This window comes from Xanthomonas arboricola pv. juglandis (assembly GCF_001013475.1).
GTDB classification, from domain to species: domain Bacteria; phylum Pseudomonadota; class Gammaproteobacteria; order Xanthomonadales; family Xanthomonadaceae; genus Xanthomonas; species Xanthomonas arboricola.
Window position 1 is genome coordinate 629,585 of record NZ_JZEF01000001.1, and the last position, 18,921, is coordinate 648,505.

The window sequence follows — 18,921 nt, forward strand, 5'->3', positions numbered from 1 at the left end:
CGACGGGCAGTCCCGATAAAGCCGTCGCGCTCAGGCGCGCTCCTACAGCCGCCATTGCCTCTTGGAGTAACTGCATGAACCACCTGCGTCCCGTCGCCATCGGCCTGCTGGCCGCCGCCTTGTTCACTGCCTGCAAGCCGGCGCCGCCGGCAGCGGAGACGGCAGCTGTGGCCCCGCCTGCGCCAACCAGCGAACAGGCCGCCAAGGCCTTCGATGCGCTGCTGGACAAGCAATGGCAGTACCAGTTGCAGCACAACCCGGAGTTCGCCAGCATCATCGGCGACAAGCGGTACAACGATCGTTGGAGCGACTATTCGCTTCAGGCCGTGCAGGCCGAGCGCACGGCCACTGCCGAGCTGCTCACGCAATTCGAAGCGATCGATAGCAAGACGCTGGACGAACAGCGCCAGCTCAGCCTGCAGATGATGCTTGGCCAGTTGCGCGACAAGCTGGAAGGCATCGACCTGAAGACCTATGCGATGCCGCTGGAGCCGATCGGCGGCATCCAACTGGGGCTGGCCGGTTACGGCGATGCGTTTCCGTTCGAGAACGCCAAGGATTATCAGGACTACATCAAGCGCCTGCAGACGATTCCGACGGTGATCGACCAGGTGATCGCGGTGTCGCGGCAGGGCGCCAAGGAGGGGCTGGTGCAGCCGCGTTATCTGCTGGAGCGCCTGCCCGAGCAGATCGACAAGATCGCCGCGCTGACCGGCGAGCAGAGCCCGTTCGCCTCGCCGCTGAAAAAACTCGATGCCGCGGTGCCGGCTGACCAGCGCGCTGCGCTGCGCACGCAGTTGCTTGCGGCGATCGAGCAACAGGTGCGCCCGGCCTACGCCAAGCTGGCCGCGTTCGTGCGCGACGAATACGCCGCGCAAGGGCGTGCGCAGGAAGGGGTATGGTCGCTGCCCGATGGCGAACGCCGCTATCGCTACGCCATCCATACCCAGACCACCACCGACATGGCGCCTGAGGAGATCCATCAGATCGGCCTGAAGGAAGTGGCGCGCATCGAAGGCGAGATGACGGTGATCGCCAAGGCGCAGGGCTTTGCCGACCTGGCCAGCTTCCGCAAGGCGGTGGACACCGACAAGCGCCACTTCGCCAGCTCCGGCGAGCAGATCCTGCAGCAGTACCGCGATTACATCGCCGCGATGGAACCCGAGTTGCCCAAGCTGTTCGGCCACCTGCCGAAAACGCCGCTGGAAGTGCAGGCGATGCCCGCATTCCGGCGCAGCGCGCCCGGCGCCGAATACTGGCAGAGCAATCCGGAAGGCACCAAGCCGGCCATCGTCAAGGTCAACACCAGCGACTTCGCCAGCCGCACGCTGGTCAATATCGAAACCACCGCGTATCACGAGGGCGTGCCGGGCCATCACCTGCAGATCTCGCTCGCCCAGACGTTGCCATTGCCGCCGTTCCGCCAGCAGGCCGGCTACAACGCCTATATCGAAGGCTGGGCGCTGTACGCCGAGCGCCTGGGCAAGGAGATCGGTTTCTTCAAGGACCCGTACAACGACTACGGCCGGCTGTCCGGCGAGCTGTTGCGCGCCAATCGCCTGGTGCTCGACACCGGCGTGCATTACAAGCGATGGAACCGCCAGCAGATGGTGGATTTCTTCCACGCGCATCCGTCCGATGACGAGCCCAGCATCCAGTCCGAAACCGATCGCTATATCGTCTGGCCGGGCCAGGCGTTGGGTTACAAACTGGGGCAGCTGCAGATTCTTGCGCTGCGTGCCGAGGCGGAAAAAGAACTCGGCGATCGCTTCGATGTGCGCGCCTTCCACGATGCGGTGCTCGGCGGCGGCGCGATGCCGCTGGCGATGTTGCAGCAGCGCGTGCGCCAGTGGATTGCACAGGCCAAGGCGGCGCCGGAGGCACGCGGATGAGCACCCACAGCGTCTGGCGCGCGAGCGCATTGAGTGTGCTGATTGTTGCCAGCCTGGGCGGCACCGCCGTGCAGGCACAGGCCGCAGCACCTGCACCCGCAGCAAGCACGCAGGACAGTGCAGCGGCACGCTTCAAGGCGCTGTACACGCGCGAATGGCGCTGGCGCCAGGCGCAGCTGTCCGGCGCGGTGGATGAAGACAACCAGGCCACGCAGGACAGGCAGTCCGACCATCTGCCCAAGGTCGATGTGGCCACGCAAAACCTGCGCACCGCGTACTGGCAACAGGCGTTGAAGGAGCTGGATGCGATTTCGGCAGCGCAGTTGCCGGCCGAAGATCAGGTGAGCTACCAGGTGTACCGGCAGCAGCTGCTGGTGCTGCTGGACCAGCAGCACTTCCGCGCCTGGGAAATGCCGTTCAACAGCGACTCGGCGTTCTGGAGCGACCTGGGCTTCAGCGCCGAGGCCAAGCTGCGCACGCGCGAGGACTACCAGCGCTATCTGAAGATGCTGGCCGATATCCCGCGCTATTTCGCCGAGCACACCGACAATATGCGTGCCGGCCTGGCGCGCGGTTTCAGCCAGCCCCGGGTGACCCTGACCGGGCGCGACCAGTCCATCGCCGACGTGGTGCAGGCCAAGGGCGAGGCCAATCCGTTCTACGCACCGTTCAAGCAGATGCCGGCCACCCTGCCTGCCGATGTGCAGGCGCAATTGCGCCAGCAGGCGGTGCAGACCATCGATGCGCAGGTGCTGCCGGCCTACGCGAGCTTGCTGGACTTCATCCGCAACGAGTACCAGCCGCGCGCACGCACCACGCTGGCCGGCGAGGCCTTGCCGGACGGGCAGGCGTATTACCGCGCGCAGATCCGCGAGTTCACCACGCTGGAGTTGAGCCCGGAGCAGATCCACCAGATCGGTCTGCAGGAAGTGGCCAAGCTGCGCACGCAGATGGATCAGACCATCGCCGCCAGCGGCTTCAAGGCGCCGGCCGGGCAGGCGGTGTTTCCGGCCTTCCTGCAGTTCCTGCGCAGCGACCCGCAGTTCTATGCCAGGACGCCGGAACAGTTGCTCAAGCAGGCCGCCTGGATCGCCAAGCGCGTGGACGCCAAGGTGGGCGATTACATCGGCCGGCTGCCGCGGCGACGCTTCGCGATCGAGCCGGTACCGCCGGACCTGGCGCCGTTCTACACCGGCGGCCGTGGCGGCCCCGGCATCTACCTGGTCAATACCTACAACCTGCCATCGCGGCCGCTGTACAACCTGACCGCGTTGACGCTGCACGAGTCCTCGCCCGGCCACGCGCTGCAGATGCCGCTGGCGGCCGAGGCGCAGGGGCTGCCGGAGTTTCGCCGCTACGCCTACATCTCTGCCTACGGTGAAGGCTGGGCGCTGTACTCGGAGTACCTGGGCCAGGAAATGGGCATGTACGACACGCCCTACGACCGCTTCGGCTATCTGACCTACCAGATGTGGCGCGCCTGCCGCCTGGTGATCGACACCGGCATCCACCACCAGGGCTGGACGCGCGCGCAGGCGCAGGCCTACCTGCGCGACAACACCGCCCTAAGCGAGCATGAAGTCACCACCGAGGTCGATCGCTACATCGCCTGGCCGGGGCAGGCGTTGTCCTACTACCTGGGCGAGCTGAAGATCCTGGAACTGCGGCGCAAGGCCGAAACCGCCCTGGGCGAAAAATTCGACCTGCGCCATTTCCACGATGCGGTGCTGCAGACCGGCTCGGTGCCGCTGCCGGTGCTGGAAGCGCGCATCGACCGCTTCATCGCCGACGGGGGTGTCTCGCCCTATGCGGACGGCACCGCGGCAGATACCGCCGATGCAGGGACGGGGGCGGCTGCCGATGACTGAGTGCGGCCAGTTGCGCCTGCATCCGTTTGCCGGACCTGTGTTGCTGCCGTCGTACAAGACCACCGACGCGCAATCGCAGAACCACTGACCGCCATACGCCACGCACGACCACGCCATCTTCCGCAGCACGCGCTTTCATTTGTCCGGGGCCAGCTATGACCACACACGGTGCGACCACGCAAGGCAAGTTCCACAAGCGACTGAGCCTGACCGACCTGACCTTCATCGGGCTGGGCTCGATCTTCGGGTCGGGCTGGTTGTTCTCGGCCAGCCATGTCTCGTCCATCGCCGGACCGGCCGGCATCCTGTCGTGGATTCTCGGCGGCATTGCGGTGTTGCTGCTCGGCCTGGTGTATTGCGAACTCGGCGCCGCGCTGCCGCGTGCCGGTGGCGTGGTGCGCTACCCGGAATATTCGCATGGCGCCTTGCTCGGCTCGTTGACCGGCTTCATCACCCTGATCGCGTTTTCCAGCCTGATCGCGATCGAGGTGGAGGCGGCGCGCCAGTATGCGGCGGCGTGGTTTCCGCTGCTCAACCAACCCGGCGGCAGCCATCCCAGCGTGTGGGGCTGGCTGGTGCAACTGGCCTTGCTGGTGCTGTTCTTCCTGCTCAACTATTTCAGCGTCAAGACCTTCGCGCTGGCCAACAACATCGTCAGCATCTTCAAGTTCCTGGTGCCGATCCTGGTGATCGTGCTGCTGATGAAACACTTCAACGCAGACAACCTGAGCGTGCACGGGTTCGCACCGTCGGGCATGGCCGGGGTGGAGGCGGCGATCTCCGCCGGCGGCATCATCTTTGCCTACCTGGGGCTGACGCCGATCGTGTCGGTGGCCAGCGAGGTGCGCGACCCGCAGCGCAATATCCCGATCGCCCTGATCCTGTCGGTGGCCTTGTCCACGGTGATCTATGTGCTGCTGCAGCTGGCGTTTTTGGGCAGCATCCCGGCCGCGCAACTGGCGCCGGGCTGGAGCGGCATCGACAAGGTGTTTGCGCTGCCGTACCACGACATCGCGTTGGCGTTGGGGATGGCGTGGCTGGCCGCACTGGTGATCTGCGATGCGATGGTCTCGCCCAGCGGCACCGGCAACATCTACATGAATGCCACCCCGCGGGTGGTGTATGGCTGGGCGCGTAGCGGCGGGTTCCTGCCGGTGCTGACGCGGGTGGATCCGGCGTCGGGCATTCCGCGTCCGGCATTGTGGCTGAGCCTGGGCTTGTCGATCTTCTGGACGCTGCCGTTCCCCTCGTGGGAGACCTTGATCGGCGTGGTGTCGGCCGCGCTGGTGCTGAGCTATGCGGTGGCGCCGGTCACGGTGGCAGCGTTGCGCCGCAGCGCGCCGGAGCTGCCGCGGCCGTTTCGCGTCCGTGGCCTTGCCGTGCTGGGGCCGCTGTCGTTCATGGTCGCGGCCTTGATCGTGTACTGGTCCACCTGGCCGACGCTGTCGTGGTTGCTCGGCCTGCAGGTGCTCGCGTTCGCGCTATACGTGCTGTATCGCCTGCCTTCGCGCGCGGGCAGGGCACGCCTGCTGCGCCAGGTGCGCGCATCGCTGTGGCTGATCGTGTTCTTCGTGCTGGTGATGGCGGTGTCCTGGGCCGGTACGTTCGGCGGCCACGGCTGGATCGCGCATCCGTTCGACACCTTGAGCGTGGCGGTGATCGCGTTCTTCATCTATCACTGGGGCGCGCGCAGCGGCTTGCGCAGTGACGAGCTGGCGCTGGAAGAAGACGATGGCGAATGACGCTCGGCGTCCCGCATGGGCAGTGCAGGTCTCGCGCGCCATGGCCGCCTGCATGCTGTTGCTCGCCGCCACTGCGCAGGCGGAGCCCGGGGTGCCCGATTACCAGCGTTCGCTCGGCCTGCGCGCGCACTGGAGCACGCTGACCGAAAACGTCGCCTGGCCGGCGCAATGGAAGGACGACGGTACGTTCTACTACCGCAAGACCGTGCCTGGTGGTTTCGCCTTCGTTCGCGCGGACGTGGCGACAGGGCACAAGCAGCCGGCCTTCGACCAGGCGCGCGTGGCGCAGGCGCTGCAAGCCGCCACCGGCGCCGCATATGCGGCGTTGGCGTTGCCGTTCGAGCGGTTTGCGTACTCGCAGGAAGGTGCGCGCGAAGACGGCGCGATTGTGTTCGCCATCGGGGAAGCACCCTGGCGCTGCAGCTTGGCCACGTATCAATGCGCGCCCGATGCCCCCGGCCGGCAACCGCAGTCGCAGCAGCGACCACGCGGCTTCGGCGTGGTGCGCGACCCGGATGTGGCGGCCGACACCACCCCACGCCGTTCGCCCGACGGGCAATGGGAAGCGCTGGCCGATGGCTGGAACCTGATCGTGCGCCGGGTGGCCGATGGCCGAAGCGTGCAGCGCACCGACGATGGACGCGCCGAGGATTATTTCGATCCGGAAAGCATTGCCTGGTCGCCTGATTCGCAGCGGTTGGCGGTGTATCGGGTACGGCCGGGTACTGCGCGCCGCGTCACCCGCGTGGAGGCCGCGCCGGCCGGACGTCTTCAACCGCTCGTGCACACCCAGCTGTATCCCAAGCCGGGCGATGCGGTGGATGTGGAACGGCCGGTGCTGCTGGCGGTGGATGGCACGCGGCGGGTGGTGGACAACGCCTTGTTTGCCACGCCGTACTCCTTGTCGCCGCTGCAATGGCGGACGGATGGGCGCAGCGTGAGCTTTGAGTATGTGCAACGCGGCTTTCAGCACATGCGCGTGATTGCGGTGGATGCCCGCAGCGGGCGGGCACATGTGGCCGTGGCCGAACACGCACGCACCTTCGTCTATGCGGACCGCAGCTTTCGTCACGATGTGGACGCGCATGGCAACGAGATTGTGTGGATCTCCGAACGCGACGGCTGGCGGCATCTGTACCTGGTCGATGGCCGCAGCGGCAGCTTCAAGCGGCAGCTCACGCACGGGCAGTGGATCGTACGCGATGTGCTGCGCGTGGACGACGCGCAGCGGCGCATCTGGTTCACCGCCAGCGGCATGGATGCGGGCAAGGACCCGTACTACCGGCAGCTGTACAGCGTGGATTTCGACGGCCGCCGGTTGACCCGGCTGACCCACAGCGATGCCGATCACGATGTGGCGATCGCGGACGACGGCCGGCATTACGTCGATGTCTATTCGCGACCGGACCTGCCGCCGGTGATGGAGCTGCACGCCATCGATGGCCGGCTGCTGCAGCAGGTGGAACAGGGCAAGATCGACAAATTGCTGGCCGCCGGCTGGCGCGCGCCGGAGACCTTCGTGGCCAAGGGCCGCGATGGCCGCACCGACATCTGGGGCATGGTGGTGCGCCCACGCGATTACGACCCGCACAAGAGGTATCCGGTGATCGAGAACATCTACGCCGGACCGCACGACTCCTTCGTGCCCAAGACATTCTGGCCGTTCGGCTATCACTCCGGTGGCGACAAGCAGATCGGCATGCAGGCGCAGGCGGATCTGGGCTTTATCGTGGTGATGATCGACGGCATGGGCACCGCCAATCGCTCCAAGGCCTTTCACGATGTAGCGTGGAAAAACCTCGGCGATTCCGGCTTTCCCGATCGCATTGCCTGGCATCGCGCGTTGGCCGCAAAAGATCCGTCCTACGATATCGGCCGGGTCGGCATCTATGGTGCTTCGGCCGGTGGGCAGAGCACGCTGGGTGCGCTCGAGCGGCATCCGGATTTCTACAAGGTGGGCGTGGCGTTTGCCGGTTGCTACGACAACCGCATGGACAAGATCAGCTGGAACGAGCAGTGGATGGGTTGGCCGGTGGATGCCAGCTATGCGCAGGCTTCGGGCGTTGTCAACGCAGCCAAGTTGCAAGGCGACCTGCTGCTGATCGTCGGCGAGCAGGACAGCAACGTGGATCCGGCCTCCACCGCGCAGGTGGTCGATGCGTTGATCAAGAGCGGCAAGGACTTCGACCTGCTCAACGTGCCCGGTGGCGAGCATTCGGTGGGCCGGTCCAGCGGGCCGATCGACTATGTGCAGCGCCGCCAGTACGACTTCTTCGTGCGCCACCTGCGCAACGAACCCACGCCGCACTGGAATTCACTACCGTCGGAGGCGCGATGATGCATGTGTTTGCCCTGAACATACCGCAGCCGCGTGGCCGCCTCGCGGCCCTGCTGTGGTCGCTGGCGATGTTGGCCGCCAGCGTGCCGCTGCTGGCCAGTGCAGAAGAGCTGCCGCGCTTCGTCACCCAGAATGGCCGCCATGCGCTGTTTGTCGATGGCGCGCCATACACCGTGCTGGCCGCGCAGCTGCACAACTCCAGTGCCTGGCCGGCCGTGCTGCCCAAGGCGCTGGACGAGGTGGTCGCGCTGCATGCCAACACGGTGGAAGCGCCTGTGTACTGGGAGCAGTTCGAGCCGGCGCCCGGGCGCTTCGATACCACCAACGTGGATGCACTGATCGCCGGCGCGCGCAAGCGCGGCCTGCGCGTGGCCTTGCTGTGGTTCGGCAGCTGGAAGAACGGCCAGATGCATTACGTGCCGGAGTGGATCAAGCGCGACGACACCACGTACCCACGCATGCGCGATGCCAATGGCGAACCGGTGGACGTGCTGTCGCCGCATGTGGCCGCCAACATGCAGGCCGATGCGCGCGCCTTCACCGCGTTGATGCAGCACTTGCGCAAGGTCGATGGCGACCGCCACACGGTGATCCTGGTACAGGTGGAAAACGAGCCCGGCGCGATCGGCACGGTGCGCGACCATGGCCCGGCCGGCGAGGCGGCGTTCGCGCAACCGGTGCCTGCCGCGACCGCACAGGCGCTGGGCAAGCCGCAGGGCAGCTGGCAACAGCTGTTCGGTGCCGAGGCGGCCGAAGCCTTCAATGCGCATGCAACGGCGGCGTATATCGAACAGGTGGCCGCGGCCGGCAGGCGCGCGTATCCGCTGCCGCTCTACGTCAACACCTGGCTGCGCTACAAGGGCAAGCGTTACCCAGGCATGGATTACCCGTCCGGCGGTGCGACGGTGAACGTGTTCGCGCTATGGCGCGCGGCCACCCCGTCGATCGACTTCATCGGCACCGACATCTACACCAGCGACTACAACGAATACACCAAGGTCATCGGCCAGTACGCGCGGCCGGACAATCCGGCCTGGGTGTCGGAGACCGGCTTCGAAGCGGCGACGGCGCCATACCTGTTCCATGTGCTGGGGCAGGGCGGGATCGGGTTTTCGGTGTTTGGCATGGATGGCAACCCGGACAGCGCAGCCAACCGCGCCGCGATTGCAGCGCACGCGGCCAACTTCAAGCTGCTGGCGCCGATGCAGCGCGTGATCGCCCAGGCGGCCTTCGACGGCCGGCTGCAGGCAGTGGCCGAACAGCCCGGCGCGCCGCAACGCACGCTGCGTTTCGGCGACTGGCAGGCCAGGGTGTCGTTCGGGGCGCCGCTATGGGGCGATGCGCCAGCGATCCTGCCGGGTAACGACGACCATGCAGGTCGGCTGCTGGTGGCGCAGCTGGGGCCGGAGGAGTTCCTGGTCACCGGCATGGCCGCGCGCATTGAATTTTTCCGCGAGGCGGCCGATACCCGTCATGGACAACTGTTGCGGGTGGAGCAGGGGCGGTACGTGAACGGGCGCTGGCAGGTCGAAAGACAGCTCAACGGCGACCAGACCGACTACGGGCTCAACGTCGGACGGGTGGATGCGGCGGGTGAAGTGCCGGTGGTGTTGCGTGTGCGGGTAGGCACCTATTGAGCCTGCGTGAGGCGGCTGCGCAGCCGTGAGGTGGGCGTTATCGGAATCGATGGGACATGTAGTTGCGGTTCCTGTTAGCTGGTTCCACCGCGTGAGAAATGCTCGCCACGCGCATTGGCTGGCGTAAGTGGGTTGCGTAAGAGCGAAAGCGGTACGGCGCAATTGCCGGCAGCGGTTGTGCTGATTGGTTGGTAAACAAACGTCATTGGTTATTTCTCAGTTTCTGCACCGGAGCCATCATGAGCATCAGCAGTATCGCCAGTTCCGGAATGCAGGTCGCCGCGCTGCGCCAGCAGGTGGCCGCCAGCAATGTGGCGCGTCAGCCGGTGGACGGCAGTCCACGTCAGGCCGTTGCAGCCAGCACGCAGGTCAATGGTGGCGTGGCCGCCAGCGTGGTCGACGCCAACGCCGATCCATCGGCACCGGCCAGCGATTTGGTCGAAGGCCTCTCGGCACGCAACGACTTCCAGGCCAACGCCAATGCGCTACGGCGCTCCGACCAAATGCTGGGTAGCTTGCTGGATGTGCTGACCTGAGAGCCTGGATTGGACGGAGGCCGGTTGTCGATCTGGTGCTTGGGGTACATGGCCGGCGCGCTAGTCCCACCTGGTGAGACGACGGGCAGATGCACGTTCTGCGTGACTGAGTCGGCGGTTTGATGGCTGCTGCTTATGCCGGTATCGATAACTGCAGTTGTCTTGTCTGCGGGTGTTAGGACCGTGCGGGCAGCTCGCAAGCGTAGAGCGGCTGATCTGTTACCTGGCTGCCGGGCCCTTGCCCGCCCACCATCGCGGGACACGCCGTGAATCCGTCCATGGAGCAACTGTGTTGTGCAGGGAGCTCTGGCCGTTCCAGCAGCGGGCACGTGCATGCCGGCCGCGTGTCTGCAGCCATCGCCGCATCCCGCACATGGACATTCAGGTCGGCGCGGCTTGGGCGTCTCTGGCGCGGGCGTTGAGGATGACCAGCATCTTGCGCATGGTTGCCACGACCGCGACCTTGCCGGGCTTTCCGCGTGCCCGCAGAGACCGATAAAACTCCCAGATCCGCTGCTCGTGCTGGATCGCAGACAGGCACGCCATGTACAGCACGTTGCGGACCTCGGCCCGCCCGCCTTGGATCCGGCGCACCCCGCGCATCCTTCCGCTGTCATGGGCGATGGGAGCCACGCCGACCAGCCTGGCAATCGCCTTCCCATCAAGGGTGCCCAGCTCCGGCAGGTAGCTGGCGAGCACCGCTTGCAGGGTCGCTCCGACGCCCTTGAGCGAGCGCAGCGCCTCCAACTGTGGTTGCTGGCGCACCTGTTCGGCAATCTGCTGTTCCAGGCGTGCGCAGGTCTTCTTGATCTGGTTGATGTTGGCCTGCAGCACCCGGCGCAGGGGTTTGTCCGTCACCTGCTCCAGTTGGTGGTCTGCGCTTGTCGCCAGCGCCACCAGCTGCCGCCGGGCACGCACAAACTCGCGCAGTCGCCGCCGCCAAGGTTCCATCGGTTGGTAGGCAAGCAACTCCAGCGTGGCGGCCATGCAAGCCAGATTCATCGCGTCCAGACGATCTGTTTTTGCCGGCAGGCCGGTGGCGGCGGCGAAGGCATGGCAGCGGTGCGCATTGGCCCGCACGATCCGGTAACCCGCGTCAAACAGAACATCCAGCACCGGATGCTCGTAGCCGCCAGAGGCCTCCAGGACAATCTGGCCGACCTCCTGGTTTGCCAGCCAGGCCAACAGCTTGCGATGGCCTGCCGGTGTGTTGTGAAACTGCGCGCAAGGGCCGTGGTGGACGGCTACATCCAACATGGCCTTACACACATCAATCCCGATGCCGTTCATGAGCAAACTCCGTTAGGCTTGAAGGGTCGAGAGCTCCCCCGCCTGCCCAGCCTTATGTCTACGAGCGGCTACTCTGGCAACTGTTCGGGCGATACAGGGGAGAAACCGACGTGGGCACCCGGCTCCAAGACGATCGGCAATGATCTAGGCTCTCACGGTGGCCCACGTCGGCTCTCGACACCCACACTGACAGAATCCGAACAGATAAGGCTCTTACGCGGCATCCATGCCGCGTAAGGTCCCGCGACGGTAGGCGGGCAAGGACCAGTCGAGATGGTCGGTGTGCAAGGTCGCGAGCAAAACATGACGTGTGTTGTTTGGATAGCGTCGCCTCCGATCAGCCTTCCAATGCACCCCGAGCAACAAGCAGATTTTTGCCAAATCACCGACCAACTCTCTGATGCGGTGTCCTCGCCGGTTGCGGGGCCGTGTGGCGGCATGGATGCCGACACCGAGCCCCCAGGGAAGGGGTTACGGCGTGGACCACGAGCGGCGAGGGCACCGCGCCCTCGGCCAATCAGGCTTTTGACTGAGAGCGTCACGCTGAAGCCGTTGTACTCACTGCCGCTCACTTTCCGTCGGCACCCAGCACCTGCGCCGCATCCACGATATCCACGCCCTGCAGCTGTCCCAGCCAGTTGTCGAACCAGGGCTTATGCATCGCGCCCACCACCGCAAGCACACGTGCACCGGGTTGGTCGGCAAAGCTGGCACGCACGTTGGACACCATGCGCAGGTTGCGGATTTCCCAGCCGGATACGTAGCGATAGCCGTAGCGCTGCGGCGAACCCTCGCTCAGTGCGGCGCGAAAATCCACCGCGACGGCTAACTGCTGGCTGGCCGGCAGGTTGATCGCGCGATAGAGCTCCAGCAACTTGCCTTGACTTGCCAGTTGGTCCTCGTGCTCGCGCATGGCGCTTGCCCGCGGCGCGGCCTTGCCCCAGGCGGCCTGGATCGCCTTGCCGTACGCCGCCGGGTCGCCCAGGTCTACATTGTCGCCGGTGTGATCGTCGGCCGGGTGGACGCGCTGCAGGCCAAGGCGTGCCGCCAGTCGCGCGGCGATCTGGTAACTCTCGTTCGGGCGTTGCTCCATCTTGCGCAGTCGCGCGACCAGCGCCGCATCCAGGCCGTCGCCGCTGCGCTGTTCGGCTGGCGCAAGCTGCAGCCACTGCACCAGCGCAGATGGTGGCTCGCCCGAGGCCAGAAACAGCGCAGCCAGGTGCCGGCGCTGTGCCGGTGTGGGCGTACTGGGCAAGCTGCGGAGCGCTACACGGACCTGGCCGAGAGCGGTGGGAACGTCCAGCCCGGTGGCACGCGCCGCCTCGCTGGTGTCGGGGCAATAGGTCGTGGTGTCCTCGGGCAGATACACCGCCGGATGGCGCCGCATCAGGTCGCAGGTTTCGCCCGACAGGTCCTCTGTGGTGATGATGGTCGGCGCGTACGCGGCCAGCCGGTCCATCAGCGGTTGCAGCCGTGCTGTACCGATATCGCTGCCCTTGGGCAACTGCGACAGATGCACGCTGCCGAGCACCAGCACCTGGGTGCGTGGCGCGGCCATCTCGGCATCCAGTTGCGACAGATCCACCTGCGCCTGCGCGATGCAGGGCGCGATCAAGGCCAGCCACAGCCAGCAATGCGCCGGGCGTTTCAACTGCCTGGCAGACGCGCTGCCGGCATCGAGAAATCGCGCTGCGGCGCGGGCACTGTGCGCGAAGCGCGGTAGGGATGGCTGCATGACGGTCCTTGTGGGTGGGGCTTGGGTTGCGTGGCGGTCTGGCGACGATGTCGCCTGCGTCTGTGCAGCCAGTGTGGCTGCCACCGCAGATGCCGGCGTGGCCAGAAAGTCACGTGGCTAAATGGCAGGGGGCAGCAACTGGGCGCTGCGCCGTTGCTGCGATGGCAGCGCAGCAACAGCTGCTTGTGTGCGGATTTCCGCATACGTGCCAGACACGTGCCACAAGACGCAAGCCGCGCCGTCGCGCACGATGTGGATGAGATCAACCGAGGGCGCGACGATGGACCGCAGAAGCTTTTTGCGTCAGGGCATGGCGGCAACCGCGGCGGTGGGCGCGGGTGCCGCGCTCGCGCTGCCGGGCACGCCGCACACGCCGGCGACGTTGCCGCCACCGGCGCTGCCACGTCTTGAGGCGCTGCCGTCGGCCGCGCATGTCGGCAGCACGCTTTGCCGCTTTCGGCATCTGCAGCAGGACTGGACCGTCTACGAGCATCTCGACAACCCGCAGGGCCAGCTGACGCTGTGGACCGATAGCGGCATGCTGCGCCTGGACAAACGCACCGAGCCGGCCTACCCGGCCGAGGGCAAGCCGTACTTCGGGATGTCGCTGGCCGAGGTGGCGATGGCCGAGGCAGATCTGCTCGCCGACCGCCTGCTGCGCGATGGCGACCCGGACGAGGCGCAGGTGCGCGATGTCGCGCCGCCGCCGGCCTCGCTGCTCGACCCCAAGGACAATGGTGGCCGCTGGCCGTGGACCACCTTCGTCGGCACGCGCGAAGGCCTGGACACCATGCCGATCCTGCCCAACGGCCGCAGCCGCACCTCGCGGCCGGAACACGCCTTCGCCGAGCTGGGCGAAGAGGCGCTGATCAAACGGCGCGAGGAAGGTCTGCTGGGTGGCTGGATGCCGGCGGTGCGCAAGGTGATGCGGCGCGAAGGCGAGGTCGATAGCTGGTACGACGTGCTGGTGTTCGCCGATGTGCGTGCCAGTGATCGCTTCGTGGTGCAGACCTGGCATCGCACGATGCACGTACGCGGCGGCGAGATCGTCGGCGTGCATTACACCCACAGCTATCCCGCGTTTGCACCGTCGCGCAAGCCGGCCACGGCTGAGCAGTTCTACGCGGCGTTGATCGACTTCGCCGCGTACTGGCAGCAGGCCCTGGACGGCACGGTGCAGGCGCAGCTGCCCGATGCCAGCTGGAACGACATGGCGCAGTTCGCCTTCGCGCGCGAACTGGTGGTGCGCCCCGGTGGGGACTATCCGAAGTACGGTGCGGTGGAGCGCGACTACTACGGCAACGAGTACGACGGTTTCCAGGACACCTTTACCAGCTCGTTCTACGCCAATCTGGAATGGGGCCGCTTCGCGCAGGCCGCTGCGGTACTGGACAACTACTTCGACGATTTCGTGCAGGACGATGGCCTGCCGAACATGCGCGGGCCGGAGGTCGGGCAGTTCGGGCTGACCCTGTCGCTGCTGGCGCGCTATCTACGCTATACCGGCGATGCGGCGCGGCTGCGCCGCCTGCTGCCCAAGATCGCCGCCACCGCCCAGCTGCTGTGCGAGCTGCACGACCAGGCGCTGGCATTACCGCGCAACGCGCATGGCCATGGCCTGCTGCACGGCTGGAACGAATCCGATGCCTGCCTGTTCCCCGACCCGTCGCTGTGGTGGAAACCGTATTACGCCAACAGCGCGCTGACGATACGCGGCTGGGAAGACATCGCCCAGGTCTGGAGCACGCTCGGTGGCGATGCCGGTCTGGCCACGCAATGGCAGCATCGCGCCACGCAGTTGCGCGCACGGCTGGAGGCCAGCCTGCGTGCCAACGTGCGCCGCGATCTGTCGCCGCCGTATATCGGCCCGTTGCCGGGCACCACACTGACGTTTCGCCAATCGCTGCTGCAGGAAAAGCCCAGCGAGCAGCAATGGCCGCACCGTGCGTATGCGGAATTGCTGCAGGCCGATGTGCTGCCCGACGACCTGGCCAACCTGGTGATCGATTGCCTGCGCGGCCATGGCGGCACCAGCATCGGCGTGGTGGCCAACATCGCGCCGCCGGAGCCGGGCAGCCGCGATCTGCTCGGCTTCATTTCCTACGGCTATGCGCAACAGCTGCTGCGGCTGGATCGTATCGAAGAGTATCTGTTGTTCGTCTACGCGCACCGCTACCAGGTGCATACCCGCGGCAGCTGGACCGCCGGCGAGGTCAGCGGCATCACCGGTGGCATGCCGCTGTTCTGCATCCCCGCGCAGATGACCATCCCGTTGCTGCTGCGCTGGATGCTGGTCAGCGACGACAGCGCAGGCGAGCAGTTGTTCCTTGCGCGTGCGCTGCCGCGCGCATGGCTGGGCAGCGGTGCAACAGTCGGTATCACTACGGCGCCGACGCGCTGGGGCAAGGTCACGCTGACGCTGCGCGCAGACGTCGATGCGCACCGCATCGACGCGCAGGTGCAACTGCCGGAGCACGCGCCCAAGCGCACCTGGCTGACGCTGCGCGCGCCACAGGGCACACGGCTGGATCGCGTGCTTGTGGACGGCAAGCCGGCACGTTTGCAAGGCCCGCATGCGGATCGCGTGGCCTTGTCTGGCAGCGCCGCCGTGGTGACTGTGCAGGCGTGGTACATGTGATCGCGGGCAGCGCATCGCGCTGTCGATACGGTGCAGTCACTCTCGTGCGCATCGGCATCGTGAGAGACCAGGGCATCGCCGATTAACCCTGTCAGCATGTAAGTCGGCACCAAGAGCTGCTATGCCGAAAAACATGGGCAAGCACGCGAATTTCCGCATGCAGTCTGGATAAATTCATCAAGACGTGGTCTTGCCGTTGCCGCAAGCTTTTTTCGCGTGGCCCGTCAGTCATCGGGTACGTGCTCTCAGGGGGAGAGCCGCCCCGCCGTCTTGCGTGGAGACCTGCCGTTTTGAGCGGCAGGTCGGTGCCTTTGTTTCTGTCGTGATCGATCTCTCACCTCGCGCTGCCGTAGTGCGGCTTGGCCGTGCGCGCAGGTGGGCCGTTGTCTCCGTGAAAGCACAAGGACTCCCGATGTCGCCCAGCCGTTCCACTGTCGCACCGCAGTACCGTCTTTTCAGGACCACCACGTTGGTCAAGGCAATCGTCTTCGGCTTGTCCATCACCGCGCTGCCGGTGTCCGCGCAGCAGCGTGCAGACAAGGTCGACGATGCAACCCAGACGCTTGATCAGATCAACGTCACCGGCACCCACTTGCGCCGTGTCGATGCGGAGACGGCCAGCCCGGTCATCGTGGTCGACCGGCAGCGCATCGAAGACAGCGGCAAGAGCACATTGGGCCAGTTGCTGCAGCAATTGCCGGCAATGGCCGGCTTCATGCCTGGCCCGGCGCTCAACTCCGGTTTCAGCCATGGCCGCGCGCTTGTTTCGCTGCGCAATCTGGGCCCAGAACGCACCTTGGTGCTGGTCAACGGTCATCGGATGGCCGGTCCTGCAAGCAGCGTTGCTTCGGCGCCCGGCGTGGATGTCAATGCAATTCCGGCATCGATGGTGGAGCGTGTGGAAGTGCTCACCGATGGGGCCTCGTCGGTGTATGGCTCCGATGCCATCGGTGGCGTGGTTAATGTCATCCTCAAGGACAGGTACGACGGCTTCGCCGCGACGGTCGACTACGCACAGAGCACGCATGGCGATGCCAATAGCCGCACGCTCGGGCTGGAATGGGGCAAGACCTGGGAGCGTGGCGGGGTGATTCTTGGGCTCAGTCGCAATTCGATGAATCCGGTGTTCAATCGCAACCGCAGCTATGCCGCCAAGGCAGTGGAATATCTCGATGGCCAGGTCAGCGAAATCCGTGGCGGCAATACGCGCGCGTTCATGAGCGATGGCCGCGTGCTGACGCCTGCGCAGGGCGTTGCACCCGGTCCTGTGGGTGAAGAGGCGTTTCGTCCTTACCAACGCGCAACCGACAGCTACAACGTCTACGACGCGCAGTATCTGATCACCCCGCTCGAGCGCACCAACGCCTCGTTGCACGGCAGTTTCGAGTTCACTCCGAACGTGCAGGGCTACATGGACGTGTTCTGGACCCGCAGCAAGACCACGTCGCGGCTGGATGCGTTCGACATGGAGATGCAGGGTGCGGCCGACAATTACTACAACCCGTTCGGCGATCAATTGGACCGCTACCTGTTGCGCTCCACACAAGCCAATACGCGCGTCTACACAGCCACGATGTTCCAGACCAATATCGTGGCCGGCTTGCGTGGCCGTGTGGAAGGCAGCAGCTGGCAGTGGGATGCCGCAGCCGGTTATGCGCGTTACAAGGACACCCTGGTGCGCACCGGTTTTTCGATCGCCTCTGCGTTGAACAATGCAGTGGGTGCGTCGTTTCTGGACAGCGATGGGGTGGTCAAATGCGGTGCGCCGGGTGCGGTGATCGCCGGTTGCACGCCGATCAATATCTTCAACCCCAACGACCCCGCCACCATCGCCGCGTTGCGCGGTACGCAGCGGGCGGTGGATCTGATCGACGAGAGCCAGATGCGCTTTGTCGATATCAGCGCCAATGGCGATCTGTTCACGCTGCCCGCCGGGATGGTGCAGGCCGCCGTCGGCCTGGTCTATCGCACCAACAAGTTCGCGCAGGGCACCAGCAGCGACGTGGCGGCCGCCGATGCCGATGGCAACTGCGACTACAACGACGGCTGCATCCTCAAGCAGGGGCGCGAGGAATCGGTGCGCGAGGCGTATGCAGAATTGCTGGTGCCGTTACTGAAGGATGTTCCATTCGCCAACACTCTGAACTTGAATCTGGGCTCGCGCTATTCCAAATACGACGCCTGGGGCGCCACCACCAACAGCAAGGTCGGGATCGAATGGCGGCCGGTCGCCAACCTGCTGGTGCGCGCAACCGGTTCGCAGGTATTCCGCGCGCCTGCGCTGGGCGATCTGTACGGCTCGCCGTATACCGCGGTGGTCGACAACACCGGCGAGTTCCAGGACACGTGCGAAGGCCTCACCGGTACGCCCAATCCGGCCTGCGCGAACGTCCCCAACGATGGCAGCTTCACCAACACTGCGCAGTTCAACGTGGTGACGTCGGGGGCGAACAATATCGGTTTTCAGCTGGAACCCGAGCGTGGTCGCTCCTACAACGTCGGTATCGTGTACGACCCGGATCAGGTACGCGGGCTGTCGCTCAACGTGGACAGCTGGCGCGTGGTACTGGACGACATGCTGTCCGGTGTCGGACTGCAGCAAGTGGTCAGCGATTGCTTCGAGGGACGCGACGCCGCGTTCTGCCCGTTGATTCAGCGCGATGCGGCAGGTCAGCTGACCCGTGTGTCGGTGCCGTTTTCCTACAACAGCGGCAAGGTGGATATCCGTGGCTACGATGCCGGCATCCACTACATCCTGGCCGATACCGCGTGGGGCGACTTTACGGCAGGGTTGGATGCGACATTCTTTTCCGACTATCGCTTCGCGGGCGATGCGCACAACTATGTCGGCGAAAATTCCGGCTGGGGCAACATGCCGCGCTGGCGCGCGGTGGTCAATCTGGCCTGGGACAACGGGCCGTGGCATGCGAGTTGGACCACCCGCTATCTGGGCCGCACGGTCAACGGCAGTCAGTACGAAGATTTCTGCGCCGATACCAACGCCGATGGCAGCTGCCGCTACTTTCAGATCGGCTCGGTGGTGTACCACAACGCTTCGCTGAGCCGGAAGATCTCTTCCCTGCACAGCACGCTGGCCATCGGCGTGGACAACCTCGCCGACCGCGCCCCGCCGCGTTTCTACAGCTATTCCAATGCGGCCAACACCGATGCCACCACCTACGACACCTTGGGCCGCTACTTCTGGAGCAGGTTGCGGGTGGAGTTTTGAATTGCCGGTGCAGAGG

Annotated in this window: 10 protein-coding genes; 8 read left to right on the forward strand and 2 right to left on the reverse strand. The window is 65.5% G+C overall.

What is annotated here, in order from left to right:
* Positions 1–74 precede the first annotated feature (74 nt).
* The 6 genes from XARJCFBP2528_RS02635 (at position 75) to XARJCFBP2528_RS02660 (ending at position 10,013) form a co-directional block, all read left to right on the forward strand.
* Entirely contained in the window at positions 75–1,892 is a 1,818-nt protein-coding gene (locus XARJCFBP2528_RS02635; RefSeq protein WP_047124282.1) for a DUF885 domain-containing protein, read from the forward strand.
* Positions 1,889–3,760, forward strand: a complete 1,872-nt coding sequence (locus XARJCFBP2528_RS02640) for a DUF885 domain-containing protein (protein WP_047124283.1) — start codon at positions 1,889–1,891, stop codon at positions 3,758–3,760. Before XARJCFBP2528_RS02635 ends, XARJCFBP2528_RS02640 begins: the two co-directional genes overlap by 4 nt.
* A gap of 155 nt (positions 3,761–3,915) precedes the next feature.
* On the forward strand, positions 3,916–5,502 hold the full coding sequence (locus tag XARJCFBP2528_RS02645; protein WP_016901993.1) for an APC family permease: 1,587 nt from the start codon (positions 3,916–3,918) through the stop codon (positions 5,500–5,502).
* Complete coding sequence (locus XARJCFBP2528_RS02650) at positions 5,492–7,840, forward strand: S9 family peptidase (RefSeq protein WP_026064194.1); 2,349 nt, start codon at positions 5,492–5,494, stop codon at positions 7,838–7,840. Before XARJCFBP2528_RS02645 ends, XARJCFBP2528_RS02650 begins: the two co-directional genes overlap by 11 nt.
* On the forward strand, positions 7,840–9,477 hold the full coding sequence (locus XARJCFBP2528_RS02655) for a DUF5597 domain-containing protein (RefSeq protein WP_026064193.1): 1,638 nt from the start codon (positions 7,840–7,842) through the stop codon (positions 9,475–9,477). The genes XARJCFBP2528_RS02650 and XARJCFBP2528_RS02655 overlap by 1 nt, the downstream gene beginning before the upstream one ends.
* 239 nt (positions 9,478–9,716) lie before the next feature.
* Positions 9,717–10,013, forward strand: a complete 297-nt coding sequence (locus XARJCFBP2528_RS02660; protein ID WP_016901990.1) for a flagellar basal body rod protein FlgC — start codon at positions 9,717–9,719, stop codon at positions 10,011–10,013.
* Between the two features lie 381 nt (positions 10,014–10,394).
* On the opposite strand, the gene XARJCFBP2528_RS02665 is transcribed toward XARJCFBP2528_RS02660, so the two are convergent.
* Positions 10,395–11,303 carry an IS110 family transposase gene (locus XARJCFBP2528_RS02665; RefSeq protein ID WP_016901989.1) on the reverse strand — a complete coding sequence of 303 codons (909 nt, stop codon included), beginning with the start codon at positions 11,301–11,303 and terminating at the stop codon, positions 10,395–10,397.
* A gap of 568 nt (positions 11,304–11,871) precedes the next feature.
* On the reverse strand, positions 11,872–13,038 hold the full coding sequence (locus XARJCFBP2528_RS02670; protein WP_230724081.1) for a DUF5694 domain-containing protein: 1,167 nt from the start codon (positions 13,036–13,038) through the stop codon (positions 11,872–11,874).
* 280 nt (positions 13,039–13,318) lie between these two features.
* Here XARJCFBP2528_RS02670 and XARJCFBP2528_RS02675 point away from each other — a divergent pair, with 280 nt between their 5' ends.
* Positions 13,319–15,676, forward strand: coding sequence for a glucosidase family protein (locus tag XARJCFBP2528_RS02675; protein ID WP_026064191.1), 2,358 nt, complete (start codon positions 13,319–13,321; stop codon positions 15,674–15,676).
* 412 nt (positions 15,677–16,088) lie between these two features.
* Positions 16,089–18,905, forward strand: coding sequence for a TonB-dependent receptor domain-containing protein (locus tag XARJCFBP2528_RS02680; RefSeq protein WP_016901986.1), 2,817 nt, complete (start codon positions 16,089–16,091; stop codon positions 18,903–18,905).
* Positions 18,906–18,921 lie beyond the last annotated feature (16 nt).